The organism is Pseudomonadota bacterium, assembly GCA_038533575.1.
GTDB lineage: Bacteria > Pseudomonadota > Alphaproteobacteria > Rhodobacterales > Rhodobacteraceae > Shimia_B.
The window spans coordinates 475,140-496,175 of record JBCAYL010000001.1 but is presented as its reverse complement, the minus strand read 5'-3'; the positions used below and the strand labels follow the sequence as shown (position 1 = coordinate 496,175).

Genomic DNA, 21,036 nt, shown 5'->3' with positions numbered 1-21,036 from the left:
GCGCGCGCAGTAGGCAACAGCATGGATATTCGTACCATCACCCCCGACTACGCCGTCACCCCGCAAATCGAGCCGGAAGACATACCGGAAATAAAAGAAGCTGGTTTCACGACGGTGATCTGTAATCGGCCGGATGGCGAAGTGCCGATGGAGTTGCACGGCGAGGTTCTAAAAGCCGCCGTGGAGGCCGCCGGGCTGACCTTTGTGGACAACCCGCTCGTCCATGCAGAGCTTTCGATGGGTCACGTCGAGAGACAGGCCGCCGCGCAGAAGGAGGCGACGGGGCCGGTTCTCGCCTATTGTGCCTCGGGCACCCGGTCCTCAATCCTCTGGTCGCTGTCGCAGGCTGGGCATAGGACGACGGAGGAGATCCTCTCCGCCACCGGGAAAGCCGGCTACGAGCTCTCACATCTCGCGCCTCAACTGGACGCGCTCGCAAAAAAGTAGCCGCCTATTCTGCCGCCAGTGCGATGCTGCGCGGGAGCGTCACGCGGAACGCGGCCCCGCCCTGCCCCGGCAAGTAGCTGATGGTGCCCTTGAGCGCGGTCATGATTTCCCGGCAGATGGCCAGGCCGAGACCGGCGCCGCCCGCGCGCTGGGTGTCCGAAAGACGCGCGAACTTCTCGAAGATGACATCGCGCTCGGATGCGGGAATGCCCTTTCCATTGTCGATGAAATCGATGGCCACTTCACCGTCGAGCTGACGCACGCGGATAGAGAGCTGCGGGGCCTCGGCATCGCAGTACTTCTCGGCATTGCGGATCAAGTTGATGAAGACCTGGGACAGGCGGCCCACATCCGTTTCGATCACGATATCCGCACCTTGCCGCGGCCGCACCTTGAGCCGGGTGCCGAGGGTTGCCGCCGCGAGCGATCTGTCGATCACGGCCCCGAGGGACGCGGTCTGTGTCTCGAGGCTGACCTGCCCGTTTTCCAAGACGCTGAGGTCCAAGAGATCATCGAGGAGCCGCGTCAATCGGGTGGTCTCGTCGTAGATCACCCGGGCAAATTTCTGGCGCTCTTCGACTTCGAGGCCTTCGTCACGCAAGATCTCGGAGAAGGCCCGGATGGAGGTCATCGGGGTCCGGAGCTCATGGCTGATCTGGCTGAGGAACGCGTCCTTCTGCTGAGAGAGCGCGGTGAGCTTATCGTTTGCGCGGCGAAGCTGCCGGGCGGTGCGCGCCTGCTCGTCAGACTTGGCCTCGAGCTGGCTCGAATACTCCATGATCTGCGCGGTCTCATCGGCCACGGCGAGGAGCTCTTCCACTGTCACGGCGCTGCCGCCGGTGATCTGGTTGACCATGGCATGGGCGGTCGCGGCGCCCACGGAGCCCGCCAGCTCTCGCTCCAGACGCGCGAGAAACTCAGGTGTCGGATCGGGCAGGAAGCCGAGCTTGCCCTGCCGCATCGCCTCTCGCTGAAAGAGCTTCTGCGCATCGGAGGAGCCTACGATCCGCTGGGCCATGATGAGGAGATCCTCACTCTCGACCGTGTGTGATTGCGCGCGACCGGTACCGCCAGCGAGATCGAACACGTCGACGATCTGCGCCCCTTGGAGGCGCTCGAGCGGCGTCGGGAACGTCAGGAGCGAGACGAGGACAAACGCCCCGGTGTTGAGAAGCATCGACCAGAAGACCGCGTGAACCACGGGATCGAGGCCGCCGATGCCGAAAAGCGCCTGGGGCCTGAGCCACGACACGCCCCATGGCCCATTGGCCAGCATGGTCTCTGAGAAGACAGCGCCCGCCCCGAAGGACGGCAGGAAGAGCGCGTAGACCCAGATGGCACTTCCGAGAATGAGGCCAGCGCCTGCCCCAAATCGCGTGGCACCCCGCCAGAAAATTCCGCCGAGCATCGCCGGCAGCGCTTGGGCGACGCCGACAAACGAGATCAGGCCGATGGCCGCGAGCGCCTCTGAGCCACCCGACAAGGAATAGTAAAGATACCCCAGAAAGAGGATCGCCACGATCGAGATCCGCCGGGACAGGATGAGCACGTAGCGCACATCGCCGGTGACACTTGCCTGCTCTCCCTGAACGCGCAGCCAGATGGGCATCACGATGTGGTTCGACACCATCGTTGCGAGCGCGATGGCGGCCACGATGACCATGCTGGTGGCCGAGGAAAACCCGCCCAGGAAAGCAAAAAGGGCAAGGCCGCCCTGCCCTTCGCTGAGCGGCAACGTAAGCACGAAGAGATCGGGGTTCGTGCCTTCGGGCATCCGCTCAAGTCCCATGACCGCGATGGGCACCACGAAGAGCGACATGAGCAGAAGGTAGCCCGGGAAAGCCCAGCTGGCCGTGGCCATGTGATGCTCGTCGGCGTTTTCGACGACCAGCACCTGGAACATGCGCGGAAGGCAGATGAAGGCCGCGGCAGACAGGAACGTGAGCCCGATCCAGCGGCTCTGGCTCGTCTCCCATTGAGAGATCGCAGAGGCATCGATCCGGGCGGCCATGTCCGCGATGCCGCCCCCGAGGCCCCAGACGACGAAGACACCTACGGCAAGCAGGGCCAGAAGCTTGACCACGGCCTCCACCGCGATGGCCATGACCACGCCATGGTGGCGTTCATTGGCGTCGAGGTTGCGAGTTCCGAAGAGAATGGTGAAAACCGCAAGGCCTGCTGCCACCCAAAGCGCAGTCTGCGCCGCGCTCTGGCCGGCGAAGCCGCCCTCGGCGAACACGGATATTCCAAGCACCACTGATTGAAGCTGCAGGGCGATGTAGGGCGTCGTTCCGATGACCGCCAGAAGGGTGACGAGGACGCCCAGCGACGTCGATTTGCCGAAGCGGGAGGAGATCAGGTCCGCCACGGATGTGATCTTTTGCGCCTTCCCGATCCGCACCAGCTTTCGCAGAACGAGCCACCACCCGATGAGGACCCCCGTCGGGCCGAGATAGATGGTGAGGAATTCCAAGCCGGACCGCGCGGCGAACCCCACGGCACCGTAAAACGTCCAGGCCGTGCAGTAGACCGACAGTGAAAGCGTGTAGATCCACGGAGAGTGCAGCCAGGCCACCTGGCCGCGGGCGGCGCGGCGCTCGGCGAGTGCGGCCACGGCAAAAAGCAAGGCGACATAGCCGAGGCAGACGGTGACGAGGAGGTTGAAGCTCGCCAAAGCCCTAGCCCCGGCTGATGCGCTTGAGCAAAGGCGACATGAACGCTGCGAGCCCCACCATGATGGCCCAAATGCCGAAGATGTAGAGGAACGCCTGCACGGTCGTGATGCCGCCCTCGGGTCCTTTGACCCAGATGAGCGGGACCATGATGAGGATGCCACCGAAGACGGGCACGATCCGCGCGGCGTCTGCAATCCGCCGGCGCCTGTAGCCGTCGCGCTCGAGGAATATGGGTGGCTTTTCAGACGCCATGGCTAGCGGCTCGACAGCGTGCGCACCCGCTCCAGCATCTCTGCATTGGAAAAGGGCTTGGTCATGTAATCGCTGACGCCCGCCTCCTCGGCGCGCTCGCGATCCTTGGCCTGCCCGCGCGCCGTGAGCATCAGAACGGGGAGATCGGCTGTCTCCGGCTGGTCCCGCAGATCGCGCAGGATTTCGAAACCGGACCTGTTGGGAAGCATGGCATCGAGGATGACAACATCGGGCATCCGCCGCTCCAAGGCCGCCAGAGCCGTCGCCCCATCCGAATGCGTGTCAACGGCCCAGCCGTCCCGGCTGAGGATGAAGCGCACGGCTTCGATGATGTTCGGCTCGTCCTCGATCAAGAGAACGCGCTTGCCCGTGCTCATCGCAAAGGCCCTCCCAAAACGCCGGTTTCCGGCTGTTCTTATATGCGCAGCATTCCGCGCTGCGGCGCAGTTGTCAAAGCCTAGCTTGGCAACAGGAGGAGCGTGCCACGCAGGAGCGGTTCGGCACCATAGGACACAGGGTCTCTGGTGGCCGCATAGGCGAAGGCGAGCATCCGCGCGCCCTGACCGTCCACCACCTGCAGTTCCGCGCGGATCGGAACGTGCGGCCGCGCCAGTGCAGAGAAGAGCGGCCAGAGCGCCCGGCCAACACCGGTGCGCGGGATGGGAAATCCCTCCGGCGCGCGCCGGGTAATCAGAGTGCCATCACTGTCGCATTCCGCGAGCCCCACCCCCTCGCCGACGCAAGGACACTGGCCCATGCGGCGAAGCAAGACGTCGAGCGGCAAGCCCATGTCATGGGCGAGCGCGAGGGGATCTGAGCCGATCTCGGCCATCCGCGCGGCGAGGCGCGCCTCGGGCAGCATCCCCGCCTCGTCGGTGTAGCGCGCGATGTACTCCCGCGCGAGCTGCGTCGCCGGAGTGGAGAAATCCGGGAGAGCGACGTCCCGCCCCTCCTCGATCTCAGGCAGGTAATGTCGGCGATGCTCAAGCCAGGCATCGAGCTCGTCCTGAGGGCTTTGCTTTGGGTCCGCGCCATCGGTCTGGGTGTCGAGATACGTCACCAGCGCTTCGGTTGCGGAGGTCAGGCGCAAGGCGTCCTCGCGCAGGTTGCCGTGAAAACGATTGCGCCATGTGGGCTCGATATCGGGATCGTCCGCGAGAATGGCGGCTGTGGATCGGATCGCCGTGATTGTCGACAGCATCTCGTGGACCTGCGCCGACAGGAACGGATCGTGGCTCAGCCGGTCATTGAGCTCCTCGAGCGTCTCCTCCAGCCGTTCGATGCGCGCGGCCTGCTGTGCGATGAGCGAGGCCCAGCCGGGAAACCGGCCCGCCAGCTCCTCCACCCGGTCGATTTCCGCCGGGCGCGCCGTCCCCGCCATCGTGTTGGCTGCCTCCGCCAGCGTCTGCAGCAGAGACGCCTCCGCGCCTTCCGAGAGCGCGGCAGGCTCCACATCGAGGGCCGTCGCGATCGACAGAAGGACCTTGCCTCCGATTCTGCGGCGATTGTGCTCGATGAGGTTGAGATAGCTTGCCGATATCCCGACTTCCCGCGCCAGATCCGCTTGCCGCATCTCGATGGAAAGCCGGCGCTCCCGAATTCTGGAGCCGGTCAAGGCGGATGGCTGCGGGTTAGACGACATGGAAATTTCTTTTTCGATTCAGCGTCTTTCTGCACTGCGCAGATAAGAAGTTTACAGCACCACAGGAGCAGATGTGGATTTATTTACAAAAAAGTTCAGCGTTTCAAGTGGGTTGTTGCTTTGTTTTCGATCGAGCGGCGATAACAGCAATACACTCGCGAGAGAGTGTGTCCGGGCGCGCCGCGCAAACGATGCGTGCCTCAATCCAATTGGGAGGATTACATGTCCAAACTCAACCTCACCCGCCGTGGTGCCCTGAAAGCAGGTGCCGCCGCTGGTGGTGCGCTTGCTCTGCCAACCTATCTGCGCGCCGATGGCCACGCCGGCTTCACCAACGCGCCGGGCGACAGCTCCGTCACCCTTGGCTTCAACGTGCCGCAAACCGGCCCCTACGCTGACGAAGGCGCGGACGAGCTCCGTGCATTCGAGCTCGCAGTCGAGCACCTCAATGGCGAGGGCGACGGCGGCATGCTCAACACCTTCTCTTCGAAGGCGCTGGACGGCACCGGGATCCTGGGCCGGAAGGTCGAGTACGTCACCGGCGACACCCAGACGAAGCCCGACGCGGCGCGCGCCTCCGCACGCGGCATGATCGAGCGCGATGGCGCGATCATGATCTCCGGCGGCTCGTCCTCCGGTGTGGCCGTGGCCGTGCAGGCCCTCTGCCAGGAAGCCGGCGTCATCTTCATGGCCGGCCTCACGCACTCCAACGACACGACGGGTAAGGACAAGAAGGCCAATGGCTTCCGCCACTTCTTCAACTCCTACATGTCCGGCGCTGCTCTCGCACCGATCCTCGCCGCGAACTACGGCACGGACCGCAAGGCCTATCACCTGACGGCGGACTACAACTGGGGCTACACGACCGAGGAAGCCGTCCGGACCTCCACCGAGGCCATGGGCTGGGAGACGGTCGCGACCGTGCTCACCCCGCTCGCACAGACGGACTTCTCGTCCTATGTCGCGCCGGTCCTGAACTCGGGCGCCGACGTGCTCGTGCTCAACCACTACGGCGGCAACATGGTGAACTCCCTCACCTCCGCCGTGCAGTTCGGCCTCCGCGCCGCGGAAGCCAACGGCAAGAACTTCGAGATCGTGGTTCCGCTCTACTCCCGCCTCATGGCGGCGGGCGCCGGCGAGAACGTGAAGGGCATCTTCGGCTCCACGAACTGGCACTGGTCGCTGCCCGATGAGGGCTCGCAGGCCTTCACGCGCTCCTTCGGCACCAAGTACGGCTTCCCGCCGTCGCAGGCGGCGCACACCTGCTACGTGCAGACGCTGCTCTATGCAGACGCCGTGACCCGCGGTGGCTCGTTCAACCCGTGCTCGGTTGACGAAGCGCTTGCCGACTTCGAGTTCGACGGCCTTGGCAACGGTCCGACGCTCTACCGCGCCGAAGACCACCAGTGCTTCAAGGACGTGCTCGTCGTGAAGGGCAAGGAGAACCCGGACAACGAGTTCGACCTGCTCGAGATCGTGGAGGTCACCCCGGCCGCACAGGTCACCTACGACGCCTCCATCTTCGGCGGTGATCTGGGGACCTGCAACCCGGGCGCATAAGCTCAAAGCTGGGGCGCGACGTGTCGCGCCCCACGCTTTCCTAGCCGCTCCATTCGATCAGTGCGCCCGGCGCACCACCCGCATGCTCCAAGGGGAGAGCCATGGACCAGATCATTCTTCAAATCCTGAACGGGCTCGACAAGGGCAGCGCCTACGCGCTGATCGCCCTTGGTCTCACGCTCATTTTCGGAACGCTCGGGGTCGTGAACTTCGCCCACGGCGCGCTCTTCATGCTGGGTGCCTTCTGCACGGTCACGCTGAGCCGCTTGCTCAGCCTGTCCCATGAAGTGGTCGACGAGACACGGACCGACTTCCTCGGAAACCCGCTCAAGGTGGATGTTCCCTACATATACGATTGGTTCGGAGAGGCCGCGGGAGCCGCGATCATCGATTGGTCGGTGCCGCTCTCGATCCTCTTTTCGATCCCGATCATGATCGCCATCGGCGTGGCCATGGAGCGTGGCCTCATCAAGCACTTCTACAAGCGCCCTCACGCGGACCAGATCCTGGTGACCTTCGGCCTCGCCATCGTGCTGCAGGAGATCATCAAGTACTATTTCGGTGCCAACCAGATCCCCGCACCCGCGCCCGACGCCTTCATCGGCTCGTTCGACTTCGGCGCCGCCATCGGCATGGATCCCGGCGCGATCATCTATCCCTACTGGCGGATCGTCTACTTCCTCTTCTCGATGATCATCATCGCAGCGGTCTTCGCATTCCTGCAGTTCACGACCTTCGGCATGGTCGTCCGCGCGGGCATGGCTGACCGCGAGACGGTGGGCCTCCTCGGCATCAATATCGACCGCCGCTTCACCATCATGTTCGGTATTGCCGCCGCCGTGGCAGGACTCGCTGGCGTGATGTACACGCCCATCGTTTCGCCAAATTACCACATGGGCATGGATTTCCTCGTGATCTCCTTCGTCGTGGTCGTGGTGGGCGGCATGGGCTCGCTTCCGGGCGCTGTCCTTGCCGGATTCGTGCTGGGCATTCTCGAGAGCTTCGCCTCCATGCGCGAAGTGATCAGCATCCTGCCGGGCATCAACCAGGTCGTCATCTACCTGGCCGCAATTCTCATTCTACTGACGCGTCCCCGTGGCCTGATGGGCCGCAAGGGCGTGATGGAGGACTAATCCATGCTTGGTCTCGACAAGAAAGACTTCCGTCTCCTCCTGATCGTCACGGTGCTGGTGATCGCGGCCCCGCTCCTGCTGAACCCCTTCCCCGAGGGCTCTGCGATGGCGCAATTCAACGCGGGCTACCCGGACCTGATGCAGCGTTTCGTGATCTTCGGGATCTTCGCGATCGGCTTCAACATCCTCTTCGGCCTCACGGGCTACCTCTCCTTCGGCCACGCGGCCTTCCTCGGAGCAGGCTCCTACGCGGGCATGTGGATGCTGAAGCTGCTTTCGATGAACGTGATCCCCGCGATCATTTTCTCGACGCTGATCGCCGGGGTGATCTCGCTTGCGATCGGATACATCTCGCTGCGGCGCTCGGGCATCTACTTCTCGATCCTGACGCTGGCCTTCGCGCAGATGGCCTTTGTGCTCGCAGCCTCGGTGCTCACCCCGATCACAGGTGGTGAAACCGGCCTCCAGCCTGCCCTCGGCGATCCGCGCATCCTACCGGAAATCCTCGGTGGCGGGTCCGTGACGGCAGAGGGCAACATCCCGAAGCCCAGCCTCTTTGGCATGGAAATGACGGCGAGCACCGAGGTCGCCGTGGGGAACTGGCTCTGGACGTTCAACTGGGGCTACTACCTGAGCGGCCTCGTGATGTTGATCTCGTTCTATATCGCGATCCGCATCTTCCGCTCGCCCTTCGGCCTCATGCTCCGCGCGATCAAGTCGAACCAGAACCGCCTGAGCTACACGGGCCTCAACACGCGGCCATACATGCTCGCCTGCTTCGTGATCTCGGGCATGTATGCGGGCCTCGCCGGTGGCCTCATGGCCGCCATGGACCCCCAGGTCGGCGCGGAACGCATGCAGTGGACAGCGTCAGGCGAGGTGGTGCTCATGACCATCCTCGGCGGGGTTGGCACGCTCATCGGGCCGGTCCTCGGCGCGGGCCTCATCAAGTACTTCGAGAACATCTTCTCGAAGATCAACAAGGCCACGCTGGAAGGCTGGTTCGCCTTTGCACCTGACTGGCTCGAGGGGGTCATGGTCTCCATGGTCTACCCCTTCATCGGCAAGGGCTGGCACCTCACGCTTGGCCTCATGTTCATGGCCGTGATCATCTTCCTGCCCGGCGGTCTCGTCGAAGGCGGCAAGCGGATCGGCGACTGGGTTCGCGGCAAGCGCGGCAAGGAAGAGGCCGAGGGCGGCCAAGTGAAACCGGCAGAGTAAGGAGCTGACAGATGGGAATTCTCGAAGTCAAAAATGTCGGCAAGCGCTTTGGCGGCCTGCAGGCGCTGAGCGAAGTGAACCTCAGCGTCGCCGAAAACAGCGTGCATGCCATCATCGGGCCGAATGGCGCTGGCAAGTCCACCCTGCTCAACTGCCTCGTGGGCAAGCTGATCCCCGACACGGGCTCTGTCATGTTCGACGGAAACTCCGTGCTCGGCCGCTCGCCTCACGAGATCAACCAGATGGGCATCTCACGCGTCTTCCAGACGCCGGAGATCTTCGGCGATCTCACAGTGCTCGAAAACGTCATGATCGCCTGCTTTGCCAAGCGTGACGGCTCCTACAAGCTCTCCGCCTTCGGTGCGGTGCGCAAGGAGAACGACATCCACGAAATGGCGCAGCACATCCTCGACGACGTCAACATGCTCGAGAAATCGGGCATGCACGCGGCCTCCCTCTCGCGCGGTGACAAGCGGCGCCTCGAGATGGCCATGTGTCTGAGCCAAGAGCCCCGCCTGCTCCTCCTCGACGAGCCCACCGCGGGCATGGCGCGCGCCGATACGAACAACACCATCGACCTGCTGAAGACGATCCGGGATCGCCGCAACATCACGATGTGCATCATCGAGCATGACATGCACGTCGTCTTCAGCCTCGCCGAGCGGATCACCGTCCTCGCCCAGGGCACGCCGCTCGTGGAAGAGACCCCCGACAACATCAAAGGCCATCCCAAGGTGCGCGAAGCGTATCTGGGTGAGGCGCAAGTCTGAGGACCGGCACGATGAACCAACCGTTCAACCCCAATGCCAACCACGCGGCGACGGCCCCGGCCTTCTTCAGCGTCTATGACATGCACGCCTATTACGGCGAGAGCTACATCGTGCAGGGCATCAGCTTTAACATCCACGAAGGCGAGATCCTCGCGCTTCTGGGCCGCAACGGCGCGGGCAAGACGTCCACGCTCCGCGCCATCGCGCGCACCGGCTCGCCGATGGTCACGCAAGGCGAGATCTGGCTCGATCACCAGCCACTCCACGAGATGGCCTCGCATGAGGCCTCTCAGGCGGGGCTCGGCCTCGTGCCCGAGGATCGCCGGATCATTCCGGGCCTCACGGTGGAGGAAAACCTGCAACTCGCGCAGATCGCCCCGCCCAAGGGCTGGGGGCTCGACCGGGTCTATGACCTCTTCCCGCGCCTCGGTGAACGCCGCAAACAGGAGGGCGTGACGCTTTCGGGCGGCGAGCAGCAGATGCTCTCCATCGCCCGCGCGCTCTGCCGTGACATCAAGGTGCTCCTCCTCGACGAGCCCTATGAAGGCCTCGCGCCCGTCATCGTGCAGGAGATCGCCAAGACGCTGAACCACATCCGCGACCAGGGCATCACGACCGTCATCGTGGAGCAGAACGCCGTGGCGGCCCTCAAGCTCGCTGACCGCGCCGTGATCCTCGATACGGGCACGGTCGTCTATGACGGGTCTGCGCAGGAGGTGCTCGACGACGAGAAGCTGCGCGCCGAATACCTGGCCATCTGACTTTCTAAGGGGGCCTCCACGGCCCCCTTTTTACGACATCAAGGAGCGCCGCCATGCTGGATGAGAGCCAAAAGACCTACGCCCCCTCCCCCGATTTCGTCGCAAAGGCCCACGCGGACGAGGCGACCTACGAGGAAATGTATGCCGCCTCCATGGCCGATCCCGATGCCTTCTGGGCCGAGCACGGCAAGCGCGTGGAGTGGATCAAGCCCTTCACGAAGGTGAAGAACTCGACGTTCGCGCATCCGAATGTTTCCATCAAATGGTTCGAAGACGGCACGCTCAACGTCGCGGCCAACTGCATCGACCGGCATCTGGAAAAAAGGGGCGACCAGACGGCGATCATCTGGGAGGCGGACGACCCGAACCTCTCAAAGCAGATCACCTACCGCGAGCTGCACGAGCAGGTCTGCAAGCTCTCGAACGTTTATAAATCGCTCGGCGTGCGCCGTGGTGATCGCGTCGTGCTCTACATGCCCATGATCCCCGAAGCGGCCTATGCCATGCTGGCCTGCGCGCGGATCGGTGCGATCCATTCCATCGTCTTCGGGGGCTTCTCCCCTGATGCCCTGGCGGCACGCATCTCCGGCTGCGAAGCCTCCCTCGTCGTGACCGCCGATCAGGCCCCGCGCGGGGGGCGGAACACGCCGCTCAAAGCGAACGCCGACAAGGCCATGGAAAGCTGCGGTGACGTGCCGATGCTCGTCGTCGCGCGCACCGGCGAAGGCCCGGGCATGAAAGAGGGCCGCGATCATTCATACGAGGCGCTCATGGCGGACGCCTCCGCCGAGTGCCCGCCCGAGGAGATGAACGCCGAAGACCCTCTCTTCATTCTCTACACCTCCGGCTCAACGGGCCAGCCCAAGGGCGTGCAACACTGCACGGGGGGCTACCTCGTCTACGCGTCGATGACGCATCAATACACGTTCGACTACCACGATGGGGACATCTTCTGGTGCACCGCTGATGTGGGCTGGGTGACCGGCCACAGCTACATCGTCTATGGCCCGCTCGCCAACGGCGCCACCACGCTCATGTTCGAAGGCGTGCCCACCTATCCCGATGCGGGCCGTTTCTGGGCCGTCTGTGAAAAGCACAAGGTCAACCAGTTCTACACCGCGCCCACCGCCATCCGCGCGCTCATGGGGCAAGGCAACAGCTTCGTGGAGAAATACGACCTCAGCGATCTCAAGATCCTGGGAACGGTGGGGGAGCCCATCAACCCGGAAGCGTGGAACTGGTACAACGACATTGTGGGCAAGGGAAAATGCCCCATCGTCGACACGTGGTGGCAGACAGAGACAGGCGGGCACATGATGACCCCCCTGCCCGGCGCCCACGCGACGAAGCCCGGCAGCGCCATGAAGCCCTTCTTCGGCGTCAAGCCCGTCGTGCTCGAGCCCACCACGGGCGAGGTCATCGAAGGCAACGGCGTGGAGGGCGTGCTTTGCATCGCCGATAGCTGGCCCGGGCAGATGCGCACCGTCTATGGCGACCACGAGCGCTTCGTGAAGACCTACTTCTCGGACTACAAAGGCTACTACTTCGCCGGTGACGGGTGCCGCCGGGACGAGGATGGCGACTACTGGATCACGGGCCGGGTGGATGACGTCATCAACGTCTCGGGCCATCGCATGGGCACCGCGGAAGTGGAATCCGCACTCGTGGCGCACAAGAAGGTCTCCGAGGCCGCCGTGGTCGGCTACCCGCACGATATCAAGGGACAGGGCATTTACTGCTACGTGACGCTGATGTCAGGCGAAGAGCCTTCGGACGAGCTTCGCGCGGAACTCCAGACCTGGGTTCGCAAGGAAATCGGGCCCATCGCCAAGCCGGACCTGATCCAATGGGCGCCCGGCCTGCCGAAGACACGTTCGGGCAAGATCATGCGACGTATCCTGCGCAAGATCGCGGAGAACGATTTCGGAGCGCTCGGAGATACCTCCACCCTCGCGGATCCTGCCGTGGTCGACGACCTGATCGAGAACCGCCAAAACCGCAGCTGAACTCCCGAAGCTGCGGCGACCACATCCTGTGGTCTCAAGAAGCCCCTTCCCGTCCCCTGGGAAGGGGCCTTTTCTTTTCCGCAGACGTGCTTGCCCGGGGGTGCGAGGGCTTTGGGACCACGATGCGCTCCGGCCCTTCCCCTCAAGTGCACCTTGTTCTATAGCGCGAAAAACGCCACGTAAGGCCAAGAAGAACGCGTGAGGGGCAATGACCAAGGACAATCTCGACGGCGATGTCGCCTTCATCAAGGCGCTGGCAGAGCTCCTGAAGGCCAACGAGCTCACGGAGCTCGAAGTGACCCGCGCCTATGGCCAGGATGACAGTCTCAATGTGCGTGTAAGCCGCGCTGGCCTCGATGTCGGTCGCGCGGGCGGGGGCGAGAACGTGGGCGCCCTTTTGGCCGCGCTGAATGCTGCGCAATCGTCCGCGCCAGCGCCGGCCGCAGCTGCCGCGCAAGTCCAGCAGGCACCAGCGCCGGCTTCAACCGCATCGGGCGGAAACGAGGACCCGGCCAGCCATCCCGGCGCCGTCACCTCCCCCATGGTCGGGACCGCCTATCTGCAGTCCGAGCCTGGCGCACCGGCATTCGTGGCGCAGGGTCAGACGGTGAAAGAAGGCGACACGATCCTCATCATCGAGGCCATGAAAACGATGAACCAGATCCCGGCACCGCGTTCCGGGAAGGTCACCCGCATTCTCGTGGATGATGGCGCCCCCGTGGAGTACGGCGCGCCCCTGATGATCATCGAGTGATGTTTCAGAAAGTCCTGATCGCTAACCGAGGCGAGATCGCCCTTCGCGTCATCCGCGCTTGCCGGGAGATGGGCATCGCCTCGGTCGCAGTCCATTCCACGGCCGATGCGGACGCCATGCATGTGCGCATGGCCGACGAGGCGATTTGCATCGGGCCCGCGCCATCGCCCAAAAGCTACCTGAACATCGCGGCCATCATCTCGGCAGCCGAGATCACCGGCGCGGATGCGATCCATCCCGGGTACGGCTTCCTGAGCGAGAACGAGGCGTTTGCACAGGCGCTCGAGGATCACGGCATCACCTTCATCGGTCCCAAGGCCGAACATATCCGCGTCATGGGTGACAAGATCACCGCAAAAGACACGATGAAAGCTCTCGGTGTCCCGTGCGTGCCGGGCTCGGACGGCGGCGTGGCCGATGTCGAAGCGGCGCTGAAGATCGGCGCGGAGGCGGGGTATCCTGTCATCGTGAAGGCCACCGCCGGCGGTGGTGGGCGCGGCATGAAGGTGGCGCGCTCCGAAAGCGAGCTCGAGACGGCATTCCGCACCGCACGCTCGGAGGCAAAGGCCGCCTTCGGCAACGACGAAGTCTACATCGAGAAATACCTGACCACGCCACGCCACATCGAGATCCAGGTGTTCGGCGACGGAAATGGCGGCGCCGTGCATCTCGGAGAGCGTGACTGCTCGCTGCAACGGCGGCACCAGAAGGTCTTCGAGGAGGCTCCCGGCCCCGCCATCAGCGCCGACGAGCGGGCGCGCATCGGTAAGATCTGCGCCGATGCCGTGGCCAAAATCAACTACACCGGCGCGGGCACCATCGAATTCCTCTACGAGAATGGCGAGTTCTACTTCATCGAGATGAACACGCGCCTGCAGGTCGAGCATCCCGTGACGGAGGCCATTTTCGGCGTGGACCTCGTGCGCGAGCAGATCCGCGTGGCCGAGGGCCTGCCGCTTTCGTTCACGCAGGACGACCTGACAATCAATGGCCACGCCATCGAGGTGAGGATCAACGCAGAGACGTTCCCCGCCTTCGCGCCGCGACCGGGCCGCATCACGCAGTACCACGCGCCGGGCGGGCTGGGCGTGCGCATGGATAGCGCGCTCTACGACGGCTACATGATCCCCCCGCATTACGACTCGCTCATCGGAAAGCTCATCGTTCACGGGCGCGACCGGCCCGAGGCCCTTGCCCGTCTCAATCGCGCACTTGGTGAGCTGATCGTCGATGGGGTGGAGACGACGGTGCCGCTCTTTCACGCCCTCCTCGCGGAGGACGATATCCATGCCGGTGACTACACGATCCACTGGCTGGAGAAGTGGTTGGAGAAGGTCGGTTAGGCTTTAGTCGCTTTTCAAAATAATCTGAGCTACGCTTTCCGAGTGCCAATTGTCCGCTCGGCCCACAGACATGCGTGATGACGTGCTCCTGACGCCCGACCTCTTGTTGCGGGCCTATCAAGTTGGGATTTTTCCCATGTCGGAAGCGCGCCATTCCGCCACCCTCTTCTGGGTGGATCCGGAGCGCCGCGGCGTGATGCCCCTCGACAAGCTGCACATTTCCCGGAGCCTGAAGCGCACTTTGCGTCGGGGCGGGTACGACATTCGTGTGAACACGGATTTCTCCGGGGTCGTGGAAGGCTGCGCCGACAGGCCGGAAACATGGATCAACGAGGAGCTGCGCCTTCTCTACCTCGATCTCTTCCTGAGCGGGCATGCCCATTCCATGGAAGTCTGGGATGATGAAGGGCTGCGCGGGGGCATCTTCGGCGTGGCCATTGGCGGTGCGTTTTTCGGAGAGAGCATGTTCTCCGCGCGTACGAATGGATCCAAGATCGCGATGGTGTACCTCGTGGACCGGCTCGTGCGCGCGGGCTTCACCCTCTTTGACACGCAGTTCATTACCGATCACCTCGCCTCGCTCGGCGCGATCGAAATCAAGCGGAGTGCCTACCGGCGCGCCCTGACCAGGGCCTTGTCAACGAACGCGGATTTCATGGCCGTGCCGGGGCCTACAAGCGCTCAGGACGTCCTGCAGCGGATGACCCAGACGTCGTAGCGGCCGTGATCCATGGCGTTGAGGGCCGGCGAGGAGGCGATCATCCACCCGGCAAAGATCTCCTGCGCCGCGGCTTGGTCTTTTACGCGCAGGAACGCATAGGCATCACCGGCGGGGTTGCCGGTGGGATACCGGCACTCTTCCAGCAGAATGTCTATCTGTCCGAGCCGTGCCGATTGCCCGATGCCGAGATCCACGTCGGAGAGCTCGCCCGTCACCCGGTCAAGGAGCCGGATGGTGGCGCCCTGCCCCAGGCTCGCCTCTTGCCCGGCAGCGCCGCTGGCGAACCACAGGGCCGCCACGCCCACGAGACGCGACCATGATTTGGCTTGGGGCGGTTTCGTCATTCCCGACACCTGACCTCGAACGCGGAACGGCCGCAGCGGATTAGCCCGCCGTTGCGGGCTCCTTGGCGTCCGCGTAGATCATCAGGGGCGCGGCCTCTGCCGTGACCGCTTCCTCGTTCACCACGACCTCGGTCACGCTCTCCATGCCGGGGAGATCAAACATCGTGTCGAGGAGGATACCTTCGAGAATGGACCGCAGGCCACGGGCGCCGGTCTTCCGCTCGATCGCTTTCTTGGCAATGGCACGCAGCGCATCCTCGGTGAAGGTCAGTTGCGTATCCTCGAGATCGAAGAGGCGCTGGTACTGCTTCACAAGCGCGTTCTTCGGCTCGGTGAGGATGGTGACAAGCGCATCTTCATCGAGGTCTTCCAGCGTCGCGATGACGGGCAGGCGGCCGACGAATTCCGGGATGAGGCCGAACTTCAGGAGGTCCTCGGGCTCGAGGTCCTTGAAGAGGTCTCCGGTGCCGCGGTCGTCATTGTCCTTCACGTCCGCGCCGAAGCCGATGGACGTGCCCTTGCCGCGCTGTGCGATGATCTTGTCGAGGCCCGCAAAGGCACCGCCGACGATGAAGAGGATGTTGGTCGTGTCGACCTGCAGGAACTCCTGTTGGGGATGCTTGCGCCCCCCCTGCGGCGGCACGCTCGCAACGGTGCCTTCCATGATCTTGAGCAAAGCCTGCTGCACGCCCTCGCCGGACACATCCCGCGTGATCGACGGGTTGTCGGACTTCCGCGTGATCTTGTCGACCTCGTCGATGTAGACGATGCCGCGCTGCGCGCGTTCGACGTTGTACTCCGACGCCTGCAGAAGCTTCAGAATGATATTCTCCACGTCCTCGCCCACATAACCCGCCTCGGTGAGCGTCGTGGCGTCGGCCATGGTGAATGGCACGTCAAGGATGCGCGCGAGCGTCTGAGCGAGCAGCGTCTTGCCGCAGCCCGTGGGGCCCACGAGCATGATGTTGGACTTCGCGAGCTCGATGTCCGTGCTTTTCTGCGCGTGGTTGAGGCGCTTGTAGTGATTGTGCACGGCCACGGAGAGGACCCGCTTCGCGACCGGCTGCCCGATGACGTAATCATCGAGCACTTCGCAGATCTCCTTCGGCGTTGGCACACCATCCGCGGATTTCAGGCCGGAGGACTTTGTCTCCTCGCGGATGATGTCCATGCACAGCTCAACGCATTCATCGCAGATGAACACCGTCGGCCCGGCGATGAGCTTGCGCACCTCGTGCTGTGACTTCCCGCAGAAGCTACAATACAGGGTGTTTTTGCTGTCGCCCGAATTGCTTGCCATCGCTCTTGTCCTTCCGGGGAATGCCCGCTCCCCAATGCGTGTGAACCGCGTAATTCTGAAGAGGAAGCCTATGAGCATCCCGCCGGAGCCACAATGGCAAAAAGCGGGATCAATCCTCGCTCAGGGCCTCTGCTTTTTCGACAATTTCATCAATGTGGCCCCACTCTTTCGCTTCCTCCGGGGTCATCCACTTGTCGCGGTCCAGAGCGTCACGGACCGTCTCATAATCCTGCCCGGAATGCTTCATGTAGAGTTGGTAGAAGCGCTCGCGCGTTTTCTCGATGTGGCGTGCGGAAATCAGGATGTCCTCGGCCACGCCCTGCATCCCGCCCGAGGGCTGATGGACCATGATCTCCGCGTTGGGGAGTGCAAAGCGCATGCCCGGCTCCCCGCCGATGGCGATCATGGATCCCATGGACGCGGCCAGACCGCAGACCAACGTCGACACCTTCGGGCGGATGTACTGCATCGTGTCGTAGATGCTCATGCCCGCCGTCACCTCGCCGCCCGGCGAGTTGATGTACATCGAGATCTCTTTTTTCGGGTTCTCCGCCTCGAGGTGAAGAAGCTGCGCCACCACCAAGTGGGTCATGCCCGAGTGGATCGGTCCGTTGATGAAGACGATGCGCTCCTTCAGGAGCCGCGAAAAGATGTCATAGGCCCGCTCGCCGCGGCTGGTCTGTTCGACCACCATGGGCACGAGGTTCATGTAGGTTTCACGTGGGTCGATCATGCGCTTGCCTGTCTGTGCTGAATTGGGCCTTAGCCGAAGCGGCCTAACGGAGTCTTAGTTCCGCGCCCTAGGGGCTACAAGGGCGACCGCTCCGCGCTCTGGGATGAATATGTAAGTCAGCACTTACGCAATGATGACTTATTGTCAAGATTGGCTTATAGTGCCGCCATGTCTGACTGCACGGTCTTCGCGGCTCTCGCCGACACTAACAGGGCAGCCCTCGTCGAGCGGCTGCGCCACGGCCCCGCGCCGGTCGCGCAACTCGCCGAACCGTTGCCCATTTCGCGGCCTGCCGTCTCGCAGCACCTCAAGGTGCTTGCGGAGGCGGGCCTCGTCACCTGCGTGCGCCAGGGGAACCGCCGCATCTATCGACTGTCTGCAGGCAGCCTCGCGGCACTCAAAGCCTATGCCGACGCCCTGTGGGAGGATGCCCTCGCCTCCTACGCCCATGAAGCGCAAAACCGCGCGAAGGAGCTTGCCATGTCACTGGATCCTGTCGTGAAGATCATCACTGTCCCTTTGCCTCCCGAGGAGGCGTTCGACCTCTTCACGAATGGCCTCCCCACATGGTGGCCCGTCGAAAGCCATTCCCTGTCCGCCGAGGATGACGCAACCCCCACACGCGTCACGATCGAAGACAGGGAGGGCGGCCTCATCGAGGAAACCAAGCGCGACGGAACGCGACACCCTTGGGGCAAATTCACCGCCTGGGAACCGGGACGCCGCGTGGCGATCCGGTGGCATGTCGGGCGGCCCGAAGACGAGGCGACCTTCATCGATGTCCGTTTCGAAGCGCAGCCCAACGGCACGCGCGTCACGCTCATCCATGATGGATGGGCAGCCCTCGGCGAGACCGCCGAGAAGATCCGCGGCGGCTACTATGTGGGCTGGGACATGGTGCTCGGCCAGCGCTACATGCGCGCCTGCCAGGGCGCCCTGGCATCGGCCGACTAGGCGGAGGTCGTGGCTTGACTGGGTAAGGCGGGGCCTACCTCCCTTGCCATGACACAATTTGCACCGACCCGCACCGCCGCGCTCGAGCGATTGAACGGCTTCATCCCTAAGGCCGGGCGCGATTACGCCGCCAAGCGCAACTACGACCTGCCGGGGCACCCGCATGTCTCACAGCTGTCGCCCTATATCCGCCATCGCGCGATCACCGAGGGCGAAGTGATCGACGCCACGCTGTCGAAATACGCCCCGTCGACCGCCGAGAAATTCATTCAGGAAGTCTACTGGCGCACCTACTGGAAAGGCTGGATGGAACGCCGCCCGGAGGCATGGGATCGCTACCAACGCGACCTCGATGACGCCGTAACAGCTCTCGAAAAGGACCGCCGCCTCCGAAAGGACTGGGAGACGGCGTGCAACGGCGAAACCGGCATCGACTGTTTCGATTACTGGGCCAACCAGCTCACCGACACCGGCTATCTGCACAACCACGCGCGCATGTGGTTTGCGTCGATCTGGATCTTCACCTTGGAATTGCCGTGGGAGCTCGGCGCTGATTTCTTCCTGCGCAACCTGCTCGACGGAGACCCGGCCTCCAACACGCTGGGCTGGCGATGGGTTGCCGGTATCCAGACACGGGGACGCGTCTATGCCGCCAAGGCCGACAACATCCACAGGTACACCGAACGCCGCTTCAAGCCCGACGGCCTCAACAAGGACCCCCAACCGCTCGAGGATGCACCTTTCGACGCGGCAGGCCCCGTGCCGGTGACAGAGCCCACGACACCGGGGAAGGCAACGGCGGTATTGCTGCACTGGGAGGATCTGAGCCCGACCGACATCATGCGCATGGACCACAAGGAAGCCCTCGTCCTGAAGCCGCACAACCACGGCACCCCGCTCGACCCGGCAGAGCGCGTCGTCGCGTTTCGGGAGGGGCTGACCGATGATGCGGCCGCGCGATACGGGATCGCCGATGCGCCGCAGATCCTGTCCACCGATCTGGCGGCTTGGGCAGAACGGCACGGGATCGAGCAGATCGTGACGGCCCATGCACCGGCAGGGCCCATCGCGGACGAGCTCAAGCTCTCCGAGCGGCAGCTTGCGCAGAAGGGCGTCGATCTTTGCCGCCAAGTCCGCGCCTATGACGCGGCAGCGTGGCCTTTCGCCGACAAGGGCTTCTTCAAGTTCAAGGAGAAAATCCCTAGGCTTCTGAAGGAACGGCAAAGCGCCCAAGCTGCCTGACGGAAGGGAGACGGGGGCCACGGCCACGCATGGCAAGGAGGCCCCCATGACCGCACCCCTCGAGGGATTGAAAGTGATCGAGCTTGCCCGGGTCTTGGCAGGCCCGATGATGGGCCAAACGCTTGCCGATCTCGGGGCCGAGGTGATCAAGGTCGAAAGCCCACAGGGAGACGAAACCCGATCTTGGGGGCCGCATTACATCGACCGCGACGGAGATAGATCCGCCACCTACTTCTTTTGCTGCAACCGGGGAAAGCGGAGCCTTGTCGCAGACTTATCGGACGAAGCTGACCTAGCCCGGGTCAAGGCGCTCATCGCCGATGCCGACGTCGTCATAGAAAACTTCAAGGTGGGCGGTCTCGCAAAATTCGGCCTCGATTACGCCTCGCTCGAAGCCGACCACCCCGCGCTCATCTACGCGTCGGTGACGGGTTTCGGGCAGGACGGCCCCTATGCGCAGCATGCAGGCTACGATGCCCTCATCCAGGGCTTTTCGGGCATCATGGACGTCACCGGCGAGGCCCATGGGCCGCCGCAGAAGGTAGGCGTCGCCTTGGCCGATCTCTTCACAGCGCTTTACGGGGTCATCGGGATCCAAGCAGCCCTCGCGGACCGCGCGCGCACCGGGAGAGGCCAGCATATCGACCTTGCCCTCATGGACTCGATGGTCGCGATGATGGCCAACCAGGCGTCCTCGTGCCTCGCCACGGGACAAAGCCCGAAGCGCATGGGAAATGCGCATCCGTCCATCGTACCCTACCAGACCTTCGACGCCGCTGACGGCCCCATCATCATCGCCTGCGGGAACTCGAACCTCTTCACGAAGCTCTGCACGGTGATCGAGCGCCCCGATTGGGCCGCCGACCCGAGGTTCAAGACGAACCAGGACAGGATCGAGCATCGCGACACGCTTGTGCCGATGCTCGCCGATGTCATCGCGAGATGGCCGCGCGACGATCTCATCGCAGCCCTCGTCGCCGTCGCGGTGCCAGCCGCGCCGATCAACACCGTGGCCCAGGCCCTCGCGGATCCCCAGATCGACGCGCGCGGGCTCAAGATCGCGCCGGGCGGCATCCCTGCCTTGCGCACGCCTCTCAAGTTCTCCCGCTCCACGCTCGCGCTCGATCTGCCAGCGCCGAAGCTTGGCGATTACGACGCCTAGCGCGCCAGACGGAAAG

Annotated in this window: 20 protein-coding genes; 13 read left to right on the top strand and 7 right to left on the bottom strand. The window is 63.7% G+C overall.

Annotated features, from left to right (window positions below):
* The first annotated feature begins 21 nt into the window (after positions 1-21).
* A complete protein-coding gene (locus AAFM92_02530) occupies positions 22-447 on the top strand; it encodes a TIGR01244 family sulfur transferase (GenBank protein ID MEL7299237.1) in 426 nt (141 codons plus the stop codon).
* A 4-nt stretch (positions 448-451) separates the two neighbouring features.
* On the opposite strand, the gene AAFM92_02525 is transcribed toward AAFM92_02530, so the two are convergent.
* The 4 genes from AAFM92_02525 to AAFM92_02510 form a co-directional block, all read right to left on the bottom strand.
* Positions 452-3,121: a sensor histidine kinase gene (locus AAFM92_02525; protein ID MEL7299236.1), complete on the bottom strand. Its 2,670-nt coding sequence runs from the start codon at positions 3,119-3,121 to the stop codon at positions 452-454.
* Between the two features lie 4 nt (positions 3,122-3,125).
* Positions 3,126-3,374: a hypothetical protein gene (locus tag AAFM92_02520; protein MEL7299235.1), complete on the bottom strand. Its 249-nt coding sequence runs from the start codon at positions 3,372-3,374 to the stop codon at positions 3,126-3,128.
* A 2-nt stretch (positions 3,375-3,376) separates the two neighbouring features.
* Positions 3,377-3,751 (bottom strand): response regulator, encoded by a 375-nt coding sequence (locus tag AAFM92_02515; protein MEL7299234.1) that lies wholly within the window; start codon positions 3,749-3,751, stop codon positions 3,377-3,379.
* Positions 3,752-3,831: 80 nt separating this feature from the next.
* Complete coding sequence (locus AAFM92_02510; protein ID MEL7299233.1) at positions 3,832-5,016, bottom strand: helix-turn-helix domain-containing protein; 1,185 nt, start codon at positions 5,014-5,016, stop codon at positions 3,832-3,834.
* 222 nt (positions 5,017-5,238) lie between these two features.
* Between AAFM92_02510 and AAFM92_02505 the strand changes: the two genes are divergently transcribed.
* The 9 genes from AAFM92_02505 to aat all read left to right on the top strand — a co-directional run bounded on the left by AAFM92_02505 (position 5,239) and on the right by aat (position 15,282).
* Positions 5,239-6,576 (top strand): substrate-binding protein, encoded by a 1,338-nt coding sequence (locus AAFM92_02505; GenBank protein ID MEL7299232.1) that lies wholly within the window; start codon positions 5,239-5,241, stop codon positions 6,574-6,576.
* A gap of 101 nt (positions 6,577-6,677) precedes the next feature.
* Complete coding sequence (locus AAFM92_02500; GenBank protein ID MEL7299231.1) at positions 6,678-7,709, top strand: branched-chain amino acid ABC transporter permease; 1,032 nt, start codon at positions 6,678-6,680, stop codon at positions 7,707-7,709.
* A gap of 3 nt (positions 7,710-7,712) precedes the next feature.
* Complete coding sequence (locus AAFM92_02495; protein MEL7299230.1) at positions 7,713-8,930, top strand: branched-chain amino acid ABC transporter permease; 1,218 nt, start codon at positions 7,713-7,715, stop codon at positions 8,928-8,930.
* An 11-nt stretch (positions 8,931-8,941) separates the two neighbouring features.
* Positions 8,942-9,700: an ABC transporter ATP-binding protein gene (locus tag AAFM92_02490; GenBank protein ID MEL7299229.1), complete on the top strand. Its 759-nt coding sequence runs from the start codon at positions 8,942-8,944 to the stop codon at positions 9,698-9,700.
* Between the two features lie 11 nt (positions 9,701-9,711).
* Positions 9,712-10,461 (top strand): ABC transporter ATP-binding protein, encoded by a 750-nt coding sequence (locus AAFM92_02485; protein MEL7299228.1) that lies wholly within the window; start codon positions 9,712-9,714, stop codon positions 10,459-10,461.
* Between the two features lie 53 nt (positions 10,462-10,514).
* Entirely contained in the window at positions 10,515-12,467 is a 1,953-nt protein-coding gene (gene acs / locus AAFM92_02480; GenBank protein ID MEL7299227.1) for an acetate--CoA ligase, read from the top strand.
* A gap of 208 nt (positions 12,468-12,675) precedes the next feature.
* Entirely contained in the window at positions 12,676-13,221 is a 546-nt protein-coding gene (gene accB / locus AAFM92_02475) for an acetyl-CoA carboxylase biotin carboxyl carrier protein (GenBank protein MEL7299226.1), read from the top strand.
* Positions 13,221-14,564 carry an acetyl-CoA carboxylase biotin carboxylase subunit gene (gene accC / locus AAFM92_02470; GenBank protein ID MEL7299225.1) on the top strand — a complete coding sequence of 448 codons (1,344 nt, stop codon included), beginning with the start codon at positions 13,221-13,223 and terminating at the stop codon, positions 14,562-14,564. Before accB ends, accC begins: the two co-directional genes overlap by 1 nt.
* 70 nt (positions 14,565-14,634) lie before the next feature.
* Positions 14,635-15,282, top strand: coding sequence for a leucyl/phenylalanyl-tRNA--protein transferase (aat, locus tag AAFM92_02465; protein MEL7299224.1), 648 nt, complete (start codon positions 14,635-14,637; stop codon positions 15,280-15,282).
* Here aat and AAFM92_02460 read toward each other — a convergent pair.
* The 3 genes from AAFM92_02460 to AAFM92_02450 form a co-directional block, all read right to left on the bottom strand.
* Positions 15,246-15,629 carry a DUF2155 domain-containing protein gene (locus tag AAFM92_02460; GenBank protein ID MEL7299223.1) on the bottom strand — a complete coding sequence of 128 codons (384 nt, stop codon included), beginning with the start codon at positions 15,627-15,629 and terminating at the stop codon, positions 15,246-15,248. The genes aat and AAFM92_02460 overlap by 37 nt on opposite strands.
* Before the next feature lie 40 nt (positions 15,630-15,669).
* A complete protein-coding gene (gene clpX, locus AAFM92_02455) occupies positions 15,670-16,929 on the bottom strand; it encodes an ATP-dependent Clp protease ATP-binding subunit ClpX (protein MEL7299222.1) in 1,260 nt (419 codons plus the stop codon).
* 109 nt (positions 16,930-17,038) lie between these two features.
* Entirely contained in the window at positions 17,039-17,662 is a 624-nt protein-coding gene (locus AAFM92_02450; GenBank protein MEL7299221.1) for an ATP-dependent Clp protease proteolytic subunit, read from the bottom strand.
* Between the two features lie 168 nt (positions 17,663-17,830).
* On the opposite strand from AAFM92_02450, the gene AAFM92_02445 reads away from it, so the two are divergent.
* Genes AAFM92_02445 through AAFM92_02435 form a run of 3 tightly spaced genes read left to right on the top strand, consistent with a single transcriptional unit; the run spans position 17,831 to position 21,020 of the window.
* Positions 17,831-18,616 carry a metalloregulator ArsR/SmtB family transcription factor gene (locus tag AAFM92_02445; protein ID MEL7299220.1) on the top strand — a complete coding sequence of 262 codons (786 nt, stop codon included), beginning with the start codon at positions 17,831-17,833 and terminating at the stop codon, positions 18,614-18,616.
* 48 nt (positions 18,617-18,664) lie between these two features.
* Positions 18,665-19,858, top strand: a complete 1,194-nt coding sequence (locus tag AAFM92_02440) for an FAD-binding domain-containing protein (protein ID MEL7299219.1) — start codon at positions 18,665-18,667, stop codon at positions 19,856-19,858.
* Positions 19,859-19,904: 46 nt separating this feature from the next.
* Positions 19,905-21,020 (top strand): CaiB/BaiF CoA-transferase family protein, encoded by a 1,116-nt coding sequence (locus tag AAFM92_02435; protein MEL7299218.1) that lies wholly within the window; start codon positions 19,905-19,907, stop codon positions 21,018-21,020.
* The last annotated feature ends 16 nt before the right edge of the window (positions 21,021-21,036 follow it).